The 15,867-nt window shown below is 67.6% G+C and carries 22 protein-coding genes; 3 read left to right on the top strand and 19 right to left on the bottom strand.

All coding sequences use genetic code 11. The features are described from left to right. Positions 1-66 precede the first annotated feature (66 nt). The 12 genes from N5E02_RS10405 to N5E02_RS10350 form a co-directional block, all read right to left on the bottom strand. The gene (locus N5E02_RS10405) at positions 67-336 is read right to left on the bottom strand and encodes an HPr family phosphocarrier protein (RefSeq protein ID WP_005408385.1); all 270 of its coding nucleotides are present in this window, start codon (positions 334-336) and stop codon (positions 67-69) included. Continuing rightward, positions 329-721, bottom strand: coding sequence for a hypothetical protein (locus N5E02_RS10400; protein ID WP_005408386.1), 393 nt, complete (start codon positions 719-721; stop codon positions 329-331). The genes N5E02_RS10405 and N5E02_RS10400 overlap by 8 nt, the downstream gene beginning before the upstream one ends. A gap of 418 nt (positions 722-1,139) precedes the next feature. Beyond that, positions 1,140-2,024, bottom strand: a complete 885-nt coding sequence (gene rapZ / locus N5E02_RS10395) for an RNase adapter RapZ (protein WP_005415554.1) — start codon at positions 2,022-2,024, stop codon at positions 1,140-1,142. 27 nt (positions 2,025-2,051) lie between these two features. Continuing rightward, positions 2,052-3,002, bottom strand: coding sequence for an HPr(Ser) kinase/phosphatase (hprK, locus tag N5E02_RS10390; RefSeq protein WP_005408388.1), 951 nt, complete (start codon positions 3,000-3,002; stop codon positions 2,052-2,054). Then, entirely contained in the window at positions 2,999-3,451 is a 453-nt protein-coding gene (locus tag N5E02_RS10385; RefSeq protein ID WP_065185825.1) for a PTS sugar transporter subunit IIA, read from the bottom strand. The genes hprK and N5E02_RS10385 overlap by 4 nt, the downstream gene beginning before the upstream one ends. A 21-nt stretch (positions 3,452-3,472) precedes the next feature. Continuing rightward, positions 3,473-3,790 (bottom strand): ribosome-associated translation inhibitor RaiA, encoded by a 318-nt coding sequence (raiA, locus tag N5E02_RS10380; RefSeq protein ID WP_005415556.1) that lies wholly within the window; start codon positions 3,788-3,790, stop codon positions 3,473-3,475. Between the two features lie 58 nt (positions 3,791-3,848). After that, the gene (locus N5E02_RS10375; RefSeq protein WP_065197099.1) at positions 3,849-5,270 is read right to left on the bottom strand and encodes an RNA polymerase factor sigma-54; all 1,422 of its coding nucleotides are present in this window, start codon (positions 5,268-5,270) and stop codon (positions 3,849-3,851) included. A 40-nt stretch (positions 5,271-5,310) separates the two neighbouring features. Continuing rightward, on the bottom strand, positions 5,311-6,030 hold the full coding sequence (gene lptB, locus N5E02_RS10370; protein WP_005415558.1) for an LPS export ABC transporter ATP-binding protein: 720 nt from the start codon (positions 6,028-6,030) through the stop codon (positions 5,311-5,313). Beyond that, the gene (gene lptA, locus N5E02_RS10365; RefSeq protein WP_065197097.1) at positions 6,030-6,596 is read right to left on the bottom strand and encodes a lipopolysaccharide transport periplasmic protein LptA; all 567 of its coding nucleotides are present in this window, start codon (positions 6,594-6,596) and stop codon (positions 6,030-6,032) included. Before lptA ends, lptB begins: the two co-directional genes overlap by 1 nt. A 100-nt stretch (positions 6,597-6,696) precedes the next feature. Further along, positions 6,697-7,272: an LPS export ABC transporter periplasmic protein LptC gene (gene lptC, locus N5E02_RS10360; RefSeq protein WP_005415560.1), complete on the bottom strand. Its 576-nt coding sequence runs from the start codon at positions 7,270-7,272 to the stop codon at positions 6,697-6,699. Further along, positions 7,269-7,817, bottom strand: a complete 549-nt coding sequence (locus N5E02_RS10355) for an HAD hydrolase family protein (RefSeq protein ID WP_065177942.1) — start codon at positions 7,815-7,817, stop codon at positions 7,269-7,271. Before N5E02_RS10355 ends, lptC begins: the two co-directional genes overlap by 4 nt. Positions 7,818-7,883: 66 nt before the next feature. Continuing rightward, on the bottom strand, positions 7,884-8,885 hold the full coding sequence (locus tag N5E02_RS10350; RefSeq protein ID WP_065185827.1) for a KpsF/GutQ family sugar-phosphate isomerase: 1,002 nt from the start codon (positions 8,883-8,885) through the stop codon (positions 7,884-7,886). A 54-nt stretch (positions 8,886-8,939) separates the two neighbouring features. On the opposite strand from N5E02_RS10350, the gene N5E02_RS10345 reads away from it, so the two are divergent. Genes N5E02_RS10345 through N5E02_RS10335 form a run of 3 tightly spaced genes read left to right on the top strand, consistent with a single transcriptional unit; the run spans position 8,940 to position 10,777 of the window. Further along, complete coding sequence (locus N5E02_RS10345; protein WP_005408396.1) at positions 8,940-9,170, top strand: BolA family protein; 231 nt, start codon at positions 8,940-8,942, stop codon at positions 9,168-9,170. Between the two features lie 21 nt (positions 9,171-9,191). Then, the gene (gene murA / locus N5E02_RS10340) at positions 9,192-10,463 is read left to right on the top strand and encodes a UDP-N-acetylglucosamine 1-carboxyvinyltransferase (RefSeq protein WP_065185828.1); all 1,272 of its coding nucleotides are present in this window, start codon (positions 9,192-9,194) and stop codon (positions 10,461-10,463) included. After that, positions 10,460-10,777, top strand: a complete 318-nt coding sequence (locus N5E02_RS10335) for a hypothetical protein (protein WP_065185829.1) — start codon at positions 10,460-10,462, stop codon at positions 10,775-10,777. Before murA ends, N5E02_RS10335 begins: the two co-directional genes overlap by 4 nt. Before the next feature lie 122 nt (positions 10,778-10,899). On the opposite strand, the gene N5E02_RS10330 is transcribed toward N5E02_RS10335, so the two are convergent. The 7 genes from N5E02_RS10330 to purM all read right to left on the bottom strand — a co-directional run bounded on the left by N5E02_RS10330 (position 10,900) and on the right by purM (position 15,820). Beyond that, positions 10,900-11,583, bottom strand: coding sequence for a DUF3108 domain-containing protein (locus N5E02_RS10330; RefSeq protein WP_065177940.1), 684 nt, complete (start codon positions 11,581-11,583; stop codon positions 10,900-10,902). Between the two features lie 2 nt (positions 11,584-11,585). Beyond that, positions 11,586-12,407: a DUF3108 domain-containing protein gene (locus N5E02_RS10325; protein ID WP_005415566.1), complete on the bottom strand. Its 822-nt coding sequence runs from the start codon at positions 12,405-12,407 to the stop codon at positions 11,586-11,588. A gap of 67 nt (positions 12,408-12,474) precedes the next feature. Next, positions 12,475-13,134 (bottom strand): phosphoribosylglycinamide formyltransferase, encoded by a 660-nt coding sequence (purN, locus tag N5E02_RS10320; protein WP_065185831.1) that lies wholly within the window; start codon positions 13,132-13,134, stop codon positions 12,475-12,477. Then, positions 13,131-13,793 (bottom strand): DUF2238 domain-containing protein, encoded by a 663-nt coding sequence (locus N5E02_RS10315; RefSeq protein ID WP_279946232.1) that lies wholly within the window; start codon positions 13,791-13,793, stop codon positions 13,131-13,133. The genes purN and N5E02_RS10315 overlap by 4 nt, the downstream gene beginning before the upstream one ends. A 39-nt stretch (positions 13,794-13,832) precedes the next feature. Continuing rightward, positions 13,833-14,255 (bottom strand): hypothetical protein, encoded by a 423-nt coding sequence (locus N5E02_RS10310; protein WP_005415569.1) that lies wholly within the window; start codon positions 14,253-14,255, stop codon positions 13,833-13,835. Continuing rightward, the gene (locus tag N5E02_RS10305) at positions 14,252-14,740 is read right to left on the bottom strand and encodes a hypothetical protein (protein WP_061480736.1); all 489 of its coding nucleotides are present in this window, start codon (positions 14,738-14,740) and stop codon (positions 14,252-14,254) included. The genes N5E02_RS10310 and N5E02_RS10305 overlap by 4 nt, the downstream gene beginning before the upstream one ends. A 21-nt stretch (positions 14,741-14,761) precedes the next feature. Next, positions 14,762-15,820, bottom strand: coding sequence for a phosphoribosylformylglycinamidine cyclo-ligase (gene purM, locus N5E02_RS10300; protein WP_053500215.1), 1,059 nt, complete (start codon positions 15,818-15,820; stop codon positions 14,762-14,764). Between the last annotated feature and the right edge of the window lie 47 nt (positions 15,821-15,867).

Here is a 15,867-nt window from a genome sequence, read left to right as displayed (position 1 = left end):
GGCCGGCCAGCAGCTGTACCGGCCGTTGGCCGGAAGGGACCTGGCTGGCGCGTGCGCGCGGCACGCTCAGCTGTCCTCGTCGAAGCGGCGTTCGAACAGGCCGACCACCGCTTCCATCGCGGCGGCTTCGTCCTCGCCGTTGATGCGCACGGTGACCGGGGTGCCCTGGCCGGCGGCCAGCAGCATCACGCCCATGATGCTCTTGGCGTTGATCTCACGGCCCTTGGCGGCCATGGTCACGTTGCAGCGGAACGGCGCCAGGGTCTGCACCAGCTTGGCGGTGGCCCGGGCATGCAGGCCCAGGCGGTTGCTGACGGTGAGTTCTCGTTCAAGCATCGTCGACTATCGCTCCATTACGGGTACCCGCCGCGGCTGTGGCGGGCAGTTGATCCAGTCCCTGTTCCGGATAATTCATCACCCGCAGCAACATCGGCAGGCTCAGCGCCGATACCCGGCGAACCGGGGTCCCCAGCCGGGCCAGCTGCCCGGCAAGGTTGGCGGGGCTGGCGCCGTACAGGTCGGTCAGGATCAGCACGCCGTCACCTCCGTCGACCCGGCGCAAAGCGGCCGAGGCGAGCGGGAGCAGGGCGTCCAGGTCTGCGTCGAACGGTACTTCGAAAGCTTCGGTTTTCAGCGGCAACTGCCGCAGGAGCCGGGTCGCCACGTCAAGCAGGGCGGTCCCGACCCCGGGATGTGTTACGAGGAGAATGCCACAGGTCATTACTGCACGTTAACAGGTCAAGGTGAATCGGCGATAGCAGCAGATGAGGGGTACTGTGTCCCGTATTCAGTGTTGCTCGGGTCGGGGACCTTTTTCATTGAAAAAGGGATCCGACCCCATGCGTTTTTCGATGCCTGGCAGCGATCCATCCACGCATGGCGTGGATCTACCGTGTCGACCAAGGTCGACACCTACCAACAGCGCACGGAATCTGTCAGAGGCGGGGCGGTGTGGGTAGGCAGGACCGTTGGCGCCATGGATGGCGCCATCGAGCCCCCATGGACGGGTTCACGGCGTGTCCTGGCTACCCACACCGCCCCGCCATCCCACGGAATGCCGCTTTTGCTGTTGCTGTTGCTGTTGCCGGCCAGCGGCCGGCACTACCAACGGGTGCCGGGCGCAGCCCGGCCGACCACCCTCAATCCTGTTCGCGGTGGTAGGTGGCCACGTCCTGCCAGCCCATCTCGCGGGCGTGCCGGGCCATGCGCTCGGCCAGGAACACCGAGCGGTGCTTGCCGCCGGTGCAGCCGAACGCCACGGTCACGTAGCTGCGGGTGCCATCCCCCAGTTTCGGCAGCCAGGTATCCAGGAAATCCATCAGCTGGGCCAGGTAACGCTGCACGTCGGGCTGCGCTTCCAGATAGTCGCGCACGCCCGGCTCGCGGCCGCTCAGCGCGCGCAGGTCCGGGTCCCAGTGTGGATTGGGCAGCACCCGCGCATCGAACACGAAGTCCGCCTCGGCCGGTACGCCGCGCTTGTAGGCGAATGATTCGAACAGCAGCGACAGGCCGGTGGCATGGTCCATCGCGAACTCGGTGATGATCCGCCGCCGCAGCTGGTGCACGTTGAGGGTGCTGGTATCGATCACAGCGTCGGCCTCACGCCGCAGCGGCGCGGTCAGTTCGCGCTCGCGGGCGATCGCTTCGGGCAGCGACAGGCCCAGCTGGCTCAGCGGATGGCGACGACGGGTGTCGGCGTAGCGCTTGAGCACCGTTTCGTCGCTGGCCTCGAAGAACAGTACCTTCACTTCCACGCCGGCGTCGGTGGCCAGCTGCCGCCAGTCGCCCAGCTGGCTCAGGTCAGCCTGGCCGCGGACATCGATGCCTACGGCCAAGCGGCGCGGTGCGCTGCCGTCGTGGTTGGCCAGCAGGCTGCGCACGAAGTCCGGCAGCAGGTGGATCGGCAGGTTGTCCGAGCAGTAGTAGTCCTGGTCCTCGAAGGTCTTCAGGGCGACGGATTTACCCGAGCCGGACAGGCCGCTGACGATGATCAGGGTCGGGGCGGTGGGGATTGCGGTGCTCATGGACAGGCTCTTCGAGGGGCAGGAGGATCAGGGTGTTCGCCGTTCCAGCAGGTTGCTGTGGCGGGCGATGAACATGGCCGCCGGGTCAATGCCCTTGGTGCGCAGGATGTGCAGGCGGGTGGCGGCTTCGGTCAGCACGGCCAGGTTGCGGCCGGGCATCACCGGCAGGGTGATCAGCGGAACGTCCAGGTCCAGCACATGGCGGGTGCCCGAGTCGCCGGTCAGACGCTCGTAGCCATGCGGGGTGGGTTCGGTCATCGGCTTGGTCAGGTGGACGATCAGCCGAAGGTACTTGTTCTTCTTTACAGCCGTGTCGCCGAACATCTCGCGCACGTTCAGCACGCCCAGGCCGCGCACTTCCAGCAGGTCCTGCAGCAGTTCGGGGCAGGTGCCGTCGAGCACGTCCGGGGCGATCTGGGTGAACTCGGGGGCGTCGTCGGCGACCAGGCGGTGACCACGGCTGAGCAGTTCCAGTGCCAGCTCGCTCTTGCCCGACCCGGCCTCACCGGTGATCAGCACGCCAATGGAATAGATCTCCATGAACACGCCGTGCAGGATCACCCTCGGCGCGAGCGTGCGCGCCAGGTGGTAGGACAGGTGGTTCAGCAGTTCGTGGCCGCGCTTGGGCGACAACCACAGCGGCGTGCCGGATTCATCGGCGGCGGCGCGCAGGTCTTCGGGGCAGGCCTGGTTGCGGGTCAGCACCAGCGCAAGCGGGTGCGACTGCATGATCTTTTCGATGGTCTCCCAGCGCTGGCGCGGTTCCAGCGCATCCAGCCAGGACAGTTCCTCGGTGCCCAGGATCTGCACCTTGTTGGGATAGATGGCGTTGAGGTAGCCGGCCAGCGAGGGACGCCGCGAGACCGTGTTGCCGGCCTCCAGCTCGCGCTTCTCACCGGATTTGCCGGCGGCCCAGCGCAGCCCCAGCCGCTCGCGCTGCTGTTCGAACAGTTCACGGGCGGTGATGCTGGTATTCATGCGGCGCTCGCAGGTGGGGTCATGTCCAGCGCCTCGCGCAGGGCCCGGGCATCGCCGGCCGCACGCAGGGCCTGGCGGATATCCGGCGCGGAAAACAGCTCGGCCAGCTCGGACAGCAGCATCAGGTGCTGGTGGGTGTAGTGGGCGGGGACGGCCATCGCGAACACCAGGTCCACCGGCTCATCGCCGCCGAAGTCGACCGGGGCCGCCAGACGCAGCAGGGCGCCACGGGGGCGGTCCAGGGTCGGCGCGCGGCCGTGGGGGATGGCGATACCGTGGCCGATCGCGGTGCTGCCCAGGGCTTCGCGCTGGCACAGGTTCAGATAGATCTGTTCGGCATTGGCCTGGCGGCAGGCCAGCAACCCGGCGGCGGCCTGCAGGACGCTGTCACGGTCGGTGGCCGTGCAGAGCTGGGTCTGCACGGCCGCCAGGAGGTCAGTCAGGGGCATGTCTGCGGGGAACGGTGGCGATCAGCCACCATTGTCGCCCACCGGCAGCGGTGCGTGCTGCTGTTTTTTCTCCTTGTGCTTGATGACCAGGCGGTCAAGCTTGTCCGCAAGCAGGTCGATCGCGGCATACATGGTCTGGCCGCCGGCCTCGGCGTGCAGGGTCTGCCCCGGGATGTTGAGGCTGGCGTCGACGTGGTGTTCGGTCTTCTGCAGCTTGAGGGTCACCCGCGCTTCGCAGTGCTGGTCGAAGTGTTTTCCGATCCGGGCCAGCTTCTCCTCCACATAGGACTGCAGGGCCGGGGTGACTTCGACGTCTTTGCCAAACGTTTCGATGCGCATCGGGTTTCTCCTGTGTTCGGATGTGCCAATGAACCTCTCCGCCGGGCGCGGCGGTGCGTCAAGCGATTCTGACCCTTTCGTGCGAGGCGGAGATGTTCATGGCTTCACGATACTTCGCCACGGTGCGCCGCGCTACTGGAATTCCCGACGATTTGAGCAGGTCAGCCAGCTTGGCGTCAGAAAGCGGCTTGCGCGGGTTTTCGTCGTCGATCAGGCGCCGGATCATCGCCTGGATGGCGGTGCTGGACGCCTCGCCACCGCCTTCGGTATCGATGCCCGAGGCGAAGAAGGCACGCAGCGGCAACGTGCCGCGCGGTGTGCGCACATGCTTGCGGGCGATCGCGCGCGACACCGTCGACTCGTGCAGGCCCAGTTCGGCGGCGATCTCGCGCAGGGTCAGCGGACGCAGCGCCTGTTCGCCGAACTCGAGGAAACCGGCCTGCTGGTGGATCAGGCTGCGCACCACCCGCAGCAGGGTTTCACCGCGCTGCTGCAGGCCCTTCAGCAGCCAGCGCGCCTCCTGCAGCTGGCCACGCAGGTAGCCGGCGTCGGCCTCGCCACAGCGGCGGATCAGCTGTTCGTAGCCACGGTGGATCACCACCTTTGGCCCGGCATGGGCGGCCAGCGCCGCGCGCCAGATGCCGTTCTGCCGCCACACCACCACGTCGGGCACCACGTAGGTATCCTGCGAAAGCGGCGCGATCTGGGTCCCTGGACGCGGGTCCAGCGAGCGCAGCAGGGCGACCGCTGCCTCGACCTCGTCCAGCGGCTGTTTCAGTTCATGGGCCAGACCGGCGACGCCACTGCGTGGCAGCCGTTCCAGCGGGCCTGCCGCAATCTGCCGCGCCAGCGCCAGGCCCGCGGTGTCACCAGGCAACACATCCAGCTGCAGCTGCAGGCATTCGCCGAGCGTGCGCGCGGCAACGCCGACCGGGTCGAAGCGCTGGATGCGATGCAGCACGGCGAGGATCTCGTGCTCGTCGGCGTGGATCGCCGGCAACAGGGTTTCAGCGATGGTGGCCAGCGGCTCGCGCAGGTACCCGTCATCGTCCAACGCATCGATCAGCGCAGCGCCGATGCTGCGGTCATGCAGGGAAAGATGCGACAGGTGCAGCTGCCACAGCAGATGGTCGGCCAGTGTTTCGGTTTCGGCTACGCGCTCGGCAGCGCTGCCGTTGTCGTCGTCATCGTCGAAGCTGCCGCCACTGCCAGCGGCGCTCCAGTCGAGCTCGGCCGGTGCCCAGTCGTCGCCATTGTCGGCGCGTTCGGCCGGCGTGTCGGCGTCCGTGTTGTCGCCGCCTTCATTGGCGGCACTGCTGTCGTTGCTGTCGGCCCAGTCCAGCAGCGGATTGCTTTCCACGGCCTGGGCGATTTCAAGCTCCAGCTCGGTCGTGGACATCTGCAGCAGCTTGATCGCCTGCTGCAGCTGGGGGGTGAGCACCAGCTGCTGTCCCAACGATGTCTGCAGCCGAGTCTTCATGCCTGTGCCGAACGGAAGGAAAGGGACCCAGCACCTGCGGTCACAGCTTGAAGGAATCCCCAAGGTAGACGCGACGTACGTCAGCGTTGTCCAGGATCGCCTCCGGCGAGCCCTGGGCCAGCACGGTGCCCTCGGCGAGGATATACGCGCGGTCGCAGATTCCCAAGGTCTCGCGCACGTTGTGGTCGGTGATCAGCACGCCGATGCCACGCTGCTTGAGATGGGTGACGATGCGCTGGATTTCGCCCACCGAGATCGGGTCGACACCGGCAAACGGTTCGTCGAGCAGGATCAGGCGCGGCTGCGCGGCCAGTGCGCGGGCGATCTCGCAGCGACGACGTTCGCCACCGGACAGGCTGGCACCGAGCTGGTCGGCGACATGGCCCAGCTGCAGCTCATCGAGCAGGCTGTTCAATTCGCGTTCGCGGCCGGCGGAATCCAGGTCTTCGCGCAGTTCAAGCACCAGGCGGAGGTTGTCGGCCACGGTCAGCTTGCGGAACACCGACGGCTCCTGCGGCAGGTAGCCCACGCCCTGCTTGGCACGGGTGTACATCGGGTCGCTGGTGATGTCCTTGCCGTCGAGCACGATGCTGCCTGCATCGGCGGCGACCAGGCCGACGATCATGTAGAAGCAGGTGGTCTTGCCGGCACCGTTGGGGCCGAGCAGGCCGACCACTTCACCGGCGTCGAGGGTCAGCCCGAAGTCCTTGACGACTTCGCGCTGCTTGTAGCGCTTGCGCAGGCCCTTGGCGACGAGCATTACTTCTTGCTCCCCGCCGGCCTGGCCGGCGTACTGGCCGGAGCCGCCGCCTTGGGTGCGGCGGCCGGTTGCGCCGCCGCGTTCTTGTTCTTCGGTGGAATGACGGTGCGCACGCGGCTGCCATCGCCACCGGAATTCATCTCGCCACTGCGGGTGTTGTAGACCATGCGCTGGCCGGCATTGGTGCCGCGCGCGCTGGTGACCTTGTAGTTGCCGGTCAGGGTGATGATCTCGGTCTTGATGTCGTAGTCGATGCGATCAGCCACCGCGTCCATCCAGGTGCCGTCGTCGAGCTGCTGCTTCATCGTGGCCTGCTTGCCGGTGAATACCGCACGCACGGCCTCGCCGTCCTTGAGGTAGATCTCCGCTTCGGACGCGCGGATGTCCAGCGTGCCCTGGGTAACGGTCACGCCCTGCGAGAGCACGGTCTTGCCATCGCCGGTGAGCACGCCCGACTGAGCACCCGAGTCGATGTTCATGTTCTCGTTGCGATCAGTGGACTTGGCAAAGCCAGCGCTGGGAACCAGGAGACCGAGCGCGAGTACGGCTGCAAAGGGGATCTTCATCGGGGTCCGTTCTACCGGTGGGGCCGCCGGGAAACCGGCGGCGGGTGGGGGGGCTGCCATCCTTGCGCCGGTCCGGGGACGTCGCAGGAGGGTGGCGGAATCAGCGTCGGGGCGTGTAACGACCCTTGGACTGGCTGAGGAAATGATACGTGTTGTTCTTCGAATCCACCTCGAAGCCGACGCCGGACTGTTCCATGCCGGGACGGGTCATGGTGACCCGCGCATCGGTGCGGGCACGGTTTTCCTTCGGGAACACGTCCAGGTGGTCGGTGCGGAACGTGGTCGGCACCACGCCCGGATCGGCCGGGCTGTCGCCAGCGACATTGCCACGCAGCTTCATTTCGTCGCCCTTGGCGCTGAGCCAGCCGGTCTCGGCGCGCAGGGTCCAGTGCTTGCCATCCTTGTCCGGCATCTCGAACAGTGGGGTGGCGATGTTGATGGTCTGGTCGCCACGCTGGCGTTCCAGCCGCGGTGCGCGCAGGGTGGTCGATTCCTTGCCCTGCTCATCCAGCGCGACGATCTGGAAGTCGTGCAGGATGTAGTCCACGCCGGCGTCCTGGCCGGCAGTGGCCGGGCCCTTGTCACGGTTGCGCAGGGCCGCCCAGCTGCTGAGCAGGGCCGCCAGCAGCAGGCCGATGCCGAGCACGGTGCGCCAGTTCAGGGTGGGCAGGTTCATGCGCCGAACCTCGCCAGCACCGCGTCCACATGGCCCTGGGCGGCCAGCAGGATGTCGCACAGTTCACGGGCGGCGCCACGTCCGCCATCGGCGCGGGTCTGCCAGTGCACGCGCTCGGCGATCCACGGGTGGGCGTTGGCTGGCGCCACCGCCAGGCCGACCGCGCCCAGCGGCGCCAGGTCCGGCAGGTCGTCGCCCATGAAGGCCACCTGCTCCAGGCCGATGCCATGCTGTGCGCACAGCGTCTGCACGCTGGCCAGCTTGTCGCCCACGGCGATCTGGGTGTCGATGCCGAGGTCGGCGCCGCGCTTGAGCGCGGACTGGCTGTTGCGCGCGGTGATCAGCACGGGGTGGATGCCGTGCTGCTGCAGCAGTTTCAGGCCCAGACCGTCCTGCACGAAGTACGCCTTGCTCTCGTTGCCGTCCTTGTCGTAGTACAGCCGACCGTCGGTGAGGGTACCGTCCACGTCGAAGCAGGCCAGGCGGACGCGGGCCGCAGCGGCATGCAGGTGGGCGGGGAACGCGGGCAGCGGGGACCAGGGCATCAGGCGATCAGGCTCGGTGGGGGCGGGTGGGGCATTACAGACTGAATGGGGTCTACGGACTGTCGGTTAAACCACCCGGGCCCGCAACAGGTCATGAATGTTCAGGGCGCCGACCGCACGGCCCTGGCCATCGACCACGATCAGGCCGTTGATTTTCTGGGTCTCCATCTGCCGCGCGGCCTCTACGGCCAGCTGGTCGGCACCGATGGTGCGCGGGTTGCGGGTCATCACATCGGCGATCTTCGCGGTGCGCACGTCCAGCGCGCTGTCCAGCGCCCGGCGCAGGTCGCCGTCGGTGAACAGGCCGATCAGCACGCCATCGGCGTCGACCACGGCGGTCATGCCGAGGCGCTTGCGGCTCATTTCCACCAGCGCCTCGCTGAGGCTGGCATCGGCGCCCACGCTGGGCAGGTCCTCGCCGGTGTGCATGACATCGGTGATGTGCAGCAGCAGGCGACGGCCGAGGCTGCCGGCCGGGTGCGAGCGGGCGAAGTCGTCGGCGGTGAAGCCGCGCGCATCAAGCAGGGCTACGGCCAGCGCATCGCCCATCGCCAGCGAGGCGGTGGTGCTGGAGGTCGGCGCCAGCGCCAGCGGGCAGGCCTCGGCCGGCACGCTCACATCCAGGTGGATGTTGGCGGCCGTGGCCAGGCTCGACTGCGGGCGGCCGGTCATGGAAATCAGCACGTTGCCCTGGCGCTTGAGCACCGGCAGCAGCATCAGCACCTCATCGGACTCGCCCGAATAGGACAGGGCCAGTACCACGTCGGCTTCGGTGATCATGCCCAGGTCGCCGTGGCCGGCTTCGCCGGGATGCACGTAGAACGCCGGTGTGCCGGTGGAGGCCAGGGTGGCGGCGATCTTGCGGGCAATGTGGCCGGATTTGCCCATGCCGGTGGCGACCACCCGGCCGCGGCTGGCCAGGATCGCCTCGCAGGCCTGCTGGAAGGCCTCGCCAAGGCGGTCGGCGACGGCATCCAGCGCCTGCCGCTCGATCTCGAACACGCGGCGGCCACTGGCGACCAGGCCGGCAGGGTCGACGGAACGGGGGGGCAACAGGGATTCGGCCATGCGGACGCCACGCAGCGGAAGTAGAATGGAGGCACATTTTATTAGGAAAGCCCGTTGGACGCCGACACCATCCGCAATCTGATCGAAACCGGCCTGCCTGGCGCCCGCGCCGACGTGCAGGGCGATGATGGCGTGCATTTCGAAGCGACCGTGGTCTGCGAGGCGTTCGCCGGCAAGATGCCGCTGGCCCGCCACCGCATGGTCTATGCCACGCTGGGCGACCTGATGGGCGGCGCGATCCACGCGCTGGCGCTGAAAACCGTGACCCCGGCCGAAGCCGGCTGAACCGCAGAAGATCCCGAATACATGGCCAAGATCGTTGTGACCGGCGGCGCTGCGCTGCACGGTGAAGTGAGCATCTCCGGCGCCAAGAACGCCGTCCTCCCCATCCTCTGCGCGACCCTGCTGGCCGATGAGCCGGTGGAGATCACCAACGTGCCGCACCTGCACGACGTGGTCACCACGGTCAAGCTGCTGGGCGAACTGGGTGCCAAGGTCACCATCGACCAGGGCACGCTGTCGCGTGGCAGTGCGATCGTGGTCGACCCGCGTTCGGTCAACCAGCACGTTGCGCCGTACGAGCTGGTCAAGACCATGCGCGCCTCGATCCTGGTGCTGGGCCCGCTGCTGGCCCGCTTCGGCGCGGCGGAAGTGTCGCTGCCCGGCGGCTGCGCGATCGGTTCGCGTCCGGTCGACCAGCACATCAAGGGCCTGCAGGCGCTGGGTGCCGAGATCGTGGTCGAGAACGGCTTCATCAAGGCCACTGCCAAGCGGCTGAAGGGCGGCCATTTCACCTTCGACATGGTCAGCGTCACCGGCACCGAGAACGTGCTGATGGGCGCGGTGCTGGCCGAAGGCACCACCGTCCTCGACAACTGCGCGATGGAACCGGAAGTGACCGATCTGGCGCATTGCCTGATCGCGCTGGGCGCGAAGATCGAAGGCCTGGGCACTGCCCGCCTGGTCATTGAAGGCGTCGAGCGCCTGTCCGGCGGCCGCCACGAAGTGCTGCCCGACCGCATCGAAACCGGTACCTTCCTGGTCGCTGCGGCGATGACCGGCGGCAAGGTCACGGTCAACCGTGCGCGCCCGAACACCATGGACGCGGTGTTGTCCAAGCTGGTCGAGGCCGGCGCGAAGATCGAGACCACCGAAGACACCATCACCCTGGACATGCAGGGCAAGCGACCGAAGGCGGTCAACCTGACCACCGCGCCGTACCCCGCATTCCCGACCGACATGCAGGCGCAGTTCATGGCGCTCAACTGCGTGGCCGACGGCGTCGGCGTGATCAACGAAACGATCTTCGAGAACCGTTTCATGCACGTCAACGAACTGCTGCGCCTGGGCGCGGACATCCAGGTCGAAGGCCACACCGCCATCGTGCGTGGCAGCGAGACCCTGAGCGGTGCGCCGGTAATGGCCACCGACCTGCGTGCCTCGGCCTCGCTGATCCTGGCCGGCCTGATGGCCAGCGGCGAGACCACCATCGACCGCATCTATCACCTTGATCGTGGCTACGAGAACATCGAAGAGAAGCTGTCTTCGCTCGGCGCCACCATCCGGCGCGTGCCATGATCCTGCGCGGCAAGTTCAGCCCGCGCCGCAAGGCGCTGCTGGCCCTGGTGCTGATCGTGCTGGCGTGGCTGGGCTATGCCTGGTACGCCAACATCGCCATCACCCAGGGCATCGAGCAGAAGGACATGGACTGGAACGGCGACGGCACGGTCTCGCGTGACGAGATCATCGAATCGTTCTACGCGGTCGCGGTGAACGACAGCCAGGACGGCAACCGCCATTGCCGCACCTTCATCTGGCGCAGCACCGGCGAGCAGATCCGCGTGGACTGCCGCACCGAGTTCAAGCCGGCCGCGGCCGAGCAAAAGAAGTAAGAACAACGCCCGCGAAAGCGGGCGTTTTTTTACGGTAGATCCACGCCATGCGTGGATGAAGGCGCCGGGTCGCTGTCGGGGTCAGAGCCCTTCCCGTTGGGAAGGGATCCGACCCCGGGCGCTCAGTTCATCGCCTTGATGGTCAGGTCCAGCGCATCGCGGCCGCTCTCACGCTGCAGCATGCGCGCCGGCACCGGGAATTCCGGCACGATCCAGGCGATCAGCTCCTTGTTGCCGTCGGCACGCGAGACCTTGGTGGCCTCGTAGCTCTTGCCGCCCACGGTGATCGATTCCTTGCCGACCACGCGGTAGGTCATGTTCTTGATGCGGCCTTCGTCGACCATGCGATAGGTCAGCGGCTTGCCGGCGGCCAGGTCGCGGGCGATTGCCAGGTTGATCAGCAGCGCGTCCATGTCGCCCGTCTTCAACGCGATGGGGCCCGCACGGTCCGGCTTGATGTCGCCGGTCCAGGTGGCCTGGTTGCTGGTCCAGTTGTAGTTGGCCTGCACATTGCGCTTCTTCACCAGCAGTGCCGAACGGTCCTGGCTGCTGAGCGGGCGCAGCTGGCCGCGCACCTCTTCGAACACGGTGCTCTGGCTCAGGTCGGCCAGCTGGTTCTTCACCTGCAGCGTGTAGCGCCACTTGTTGGCTCCCTCGCTGCTCAGCGTCATGCTGCCATTGGCCTGCATGCCCATGTAGCTGGCCAGGTAATCGGCCTTGAATGGCTGCAGGGCCATGGCCGGCAGGCTGGCCACCGACAGTGCGGCTGCAGCGATCCAGGTGAGGGGGCGGGTCAGGGTGCTCATGCTCAGACTCCTTGGTACTCGATCAGGCGTAGATCGACGCGGTCTTCGCCGTCTTCGCGTTGCAGGATGCGCACCGGGGTGGGGACACCGTTGGCGATCCAGAGGATGGTTTCGTTGTTGCCGCCGTTGGTCCGGTAGACCCGCAGCGCGTTGTAGGACAGGTCGCCGACCTCGACGTTCTCGGTCTGCGGCGCGGCCTGGTAGTCGTGCTGGCGGACCTTGCCCATGTCCACGTAGCGGTAATGCATGGTGGCGCCCGGGCGGGCATCACGCATGATCGCCAGATTGATCAGCAGCGCGCTCTGGTCGCCCGGCTGCAGCGGGATCGGTTGCGCACGTTCCTTCTTGACGTCGCCGCTCCACTGCGCGGTGCCGGCCTGCCAGTTGTACGTGCCGACCGCCTTCTTGCCCAGGAACAGGCCCTTGCGCACCGTGCTCTGGCTGAGCGGCGCATAGACGCCGCTGCGCTCTTCGAACACCGTGCTCTGTTCGATGTTCAGGCCCAGCACGCTTGCAAAGCCGCGGCGGCCAACCACCTGCATGTCCACCCGCCACTGGTTGCCGCCGGTGTGGGTGACCTGCATGCTGGCGTCGCCGGCCTCCTTGCCTTTGTAGAAGGCCTGGTAGGTCGCGGTGAACGGCTGCAGCGGCGGCGGCTCCCAGGCCAGCGCCGGCGGCATCGGCACGGCCGGTTCCGCAGGCGGTTGGACTGCAGGCGCCGGCTGCGCAGGGGCCGCAGGCGCTTGCACCTGGCCCCAACCCACGCCGGGAAGCACGACAAGCGACAGCAGCAATGAAGTGGACAGCAGGGTCGTGGTCTTCATGGAGGACAGGAGCTGCAGGAGAGGGCAGGATGCCAGCCCCGCAGTCAGCGGGGCGTGTGCGTGGGCGTTACCGGTTCAGGTTCCCGGCGGAATCTAGGGCCAGTGGGCTAAACAGGGGGTGACCGTCCAGGTGCGGCTGCCCCTCCCGTTCAGTCAGGCGGCCGGCGCACAGCAGCTGGAGGGTGGCGATCAGCAGGGGATGCTCCACCGCCAGCACGCGCGCGGCCAGGCTGTCGGCGTCATCGCCGGGCATCACCGGTACCCGTACCTGTGCCAGGACGGCGCCGGCATCCAGTTCGGGAACGACCAGATGCACGCTGGCCCCGTGCTCGGCATCGCCGGCGTCCAAAGCTCGCGCATGCGTATCCAACCCTTTGTGCAGTGGCAGCAGGGAGGGGTGGATGTTGACCAGGCGGCCATTGAAGCGCTGCACGAAGGCGGCGCCGAGAATGCGCATGTAGCCGGCGCAGACGATCCAGTCCGGCGCGGCCGCGGCCAGTGCATCGCCCAAGGCCTGCTCGTAGGCGGCGCGGTCGTCGAATTCCTTCGGCGCATGTGCCCAGCGCAGGCTGGCGCCGACCCGTTGCAGCGCGGCGGCGGCCGGGCGGTCGGAGAACACGCCGACGACCTCGGCGGGCAGGCGCCCGGCCGCGATGGCATCGAGGATGGCCTGCAGGTTGCTGCCGCGCCCAGAGGCGAGCACCGCGATGCGGGTGGGCGCGGTCATTGCGCGGGACTCCGGCGGATCAACGGCCAGCTCAGCAGGCTGCCCACGGTCGCCAGCAGCATGTCGGCATGGGCGTCCCACATGTCGCCCTGCTGCCCGTTGTAGGCCTCGGCGGCGTCCGGCGACAGGGCCAGCGCGATGGCCCACTCGAACCACTCGTAGACCAGGCTGGCGCACATCACTGCCATCACCGCCAGGGTGAAAGCCTGGCGGCGGCGCAGCGCCGGCCAGGCATGGCGTGCCAGCTGCAGCAGCGCAGGCGTGAAGCAGACGCCGAACAGGAAGTGGATAAGCCGGTCGAAATGATTACGCTGCCAGCCAAACGCCGCATTCGGCGACCAGCCGGTCAGCGCCTGCGCCCATGCGTCGTAGGGCACGTTCGAGTACAGCCAGCGCGCAGCCACGCAGTGCAGTGCAATGAAGCCGCAGATCGCGATGAAGGCACCGTTGCCCAGCCAGCTACCCCGGCGGTCGACCCATAGCAGTGCGGCCAGCCCGATCACGGTCAGGGTGCTGTGCAGGGCCTGCTCGGTGGGCCACAGCGGGTGGATCCAGCTGATCGCGAACACCGCCAGCACGGCGGCGAAGGCCAGCTTCTTGGGGCCCGTGAAACGGGAAGCGGCAGGCGAGGCGGTCGTGGAGAGGGCAGGCGCGGACATGGGGAGTCGATCAGGGGAGGGGGGCGTCTGCCGGCAAGCTCAGACGCTGAGATGGTCGCCACGGTCGAACAGTGCGGCCATGTCAGGCTTGGACAGAAACACCCAGGCGTAGGCGGTCAGGGCCATGCCCAGCGGGCCAGCCAGTACCGCCAGCCAGGCCGCGCGCTGGCACCAGGCCAGCCCGGTGCGGCGCGACAGCAGGCGTGCGGTGTGCAGCTGCACGACGCCAAGCGCGGCCGCCAACAGCGAAATGACCCCGTACACCGTGGCCAGTACCGCGCCATCGGCCAGCCCGCGTGAGCTGGCGACCAGGCCGATGAAACCGAGGAACGCCAGCGCGGCCATCCAGTGGAAAACCGCCAGCGCGTAGAACAGCACCTTCAGCGTCTGCAGGTGGCTGGCCAGCTGCAGTTGCGCCAGGGTCTGCTGTGGTAGCGGCGGTGGTGCGCCGGGTGTCGTCATGTCGTTGCACCACTTGCATCGAAGGCGGCCTTGACCTGCGGGCGCAGCAGCGTAACCAGGGTGAATACCCCCAGAACGGTGCCCAGCGGCGCGCACAGGCAGAGCAGGCCGGCCACGATCAGGCACAGCAGGTGGCGACGACGCTGGGCCAGGCAGCGTCCGGCCTGGATGACGAATGCGGCCATGCCCAGGCCACCGGCGACGAACACAGTCCCCAGCACCGTGAACACCCAGCCGAACAGGCGCTGTTCGGCCGGCGACGAGGGCTGACCCCCGGAGTTCATCGGCAGATGGCCGCTCAGCGCACTGATGCCGAGCACGATGTACAGAATGAAAAACAGCGAGAGCAGCGCGATCAGGCCGCCGAACACGTAGTGCGCGATGGACAGCGCGCGCAGGTGGTCAGCGTCCTGCCTGCTGAAGACCGGCACGGCCGCCAACGGCGGCGGTACCGGGGTGGGTGCCAGGGGGGGCGTTGCGTCCATGCGGGCTCCTCGGGGTCGGGTTCAGCCGATGCGGACGCGTTCGGCGCCTTCGGCGGTGACCACCTGGCCGATGGTCCAGTGGTCCAGGCCCTGGGCTTGGACCGCCTCGGACACGGCAGCGACCTGCTCCGCTGCCACGATCAGCACGAAGCCGATGCCGCAGTTGAAGGTGCGCCACATCTCGCTGTCGGCGACCGCGCCTTCTTTCTGCAGCCACTGGAACACTGGCGGCAGGGTCCAGGACGAGGCCTGGATGTCCAGGCCGAGGCCATCGGGCACCACGCGGATGATGTTCTCGGTCAGGCCGCCACCGGTGATGTGGGCCATGCCGTGGATGGCATCGCCGTGCGACTTCAGCAGCGACAGGATCGGCTTCACGTACAGGCGGGTCGGTGCCATCAGCGCGTCGACCAGCTTCACGCCACCTTCCAGTTCCAGATCGGCCGGGCGGCCGGCGCGGTCGTAGATGCGGCGCACCAGCGAGTAGCCGTTGGAATGCGGGCCGGACGAGGCGATGCCGATCAGCACGTCGCCGGCGGCCACGCTGGCGCCGTCCTTCAGCTCGCTCTTCTCGACCGCAGCCACCGTGAAGCCGGCCAGATCGTACTCGCCCGGGGCGTACATGTCGGGCATTTCAGCGGTTTCACCGCCGATCAGCGCGCAGCCGGCCTCGGTGCAGCCGTTGGCGATGCCGCCCACCACCGCCGCGGCGGTATCGACGTCCAGCTTGCCGGTGGCGAAGTAGTCCAGGAAGAACAGCGGCTCGGCGCCCTGTACCAGCACGTCGTTCACGCACATCGCGACCAGGTCGATGCCGATCGTATCGTGGCGGTTCAGCTGATGGGCCAGCTTCAGCTTGGTGCCCACGCCGTCGGTACCCGACACCAGCACCGGCTCGCGGTACTTGTTGGACAGGTCGAACAGGGCGCCGAAGCCGCCCAGACCGCCCATCACTTCCGGGCGGAAGCTGCGCTTGACCAGGGGCTTGATCCGCTCGACCAGCGCGTTGCCGGCGTCGATGTCGACACCCGCGTCACGGTAGGTGAGGGGGGAGGGGGCGGAAGACGGGGTGTTGGTCACGGGCGTCGGCGCTGGCAGGGGTTGAACGGGCGATTTTAACAGGCCGC

The organism is Stenotrophomonas sp. GD03777 (assembly GCF_029842485.1).
Lineage (GTDB): Bacteria > Pseudomonadota > Gammaproteobacteria > Xanthomonadales > Xanthomonadaceae > Stenotrophomonas > Stenotrophomonas sepilia.
The sequence above is the reverse complement of the archived record's forward strand: the minus strand, read 5'-3'. Positions and strand labels throughout refer to the sequence as shown.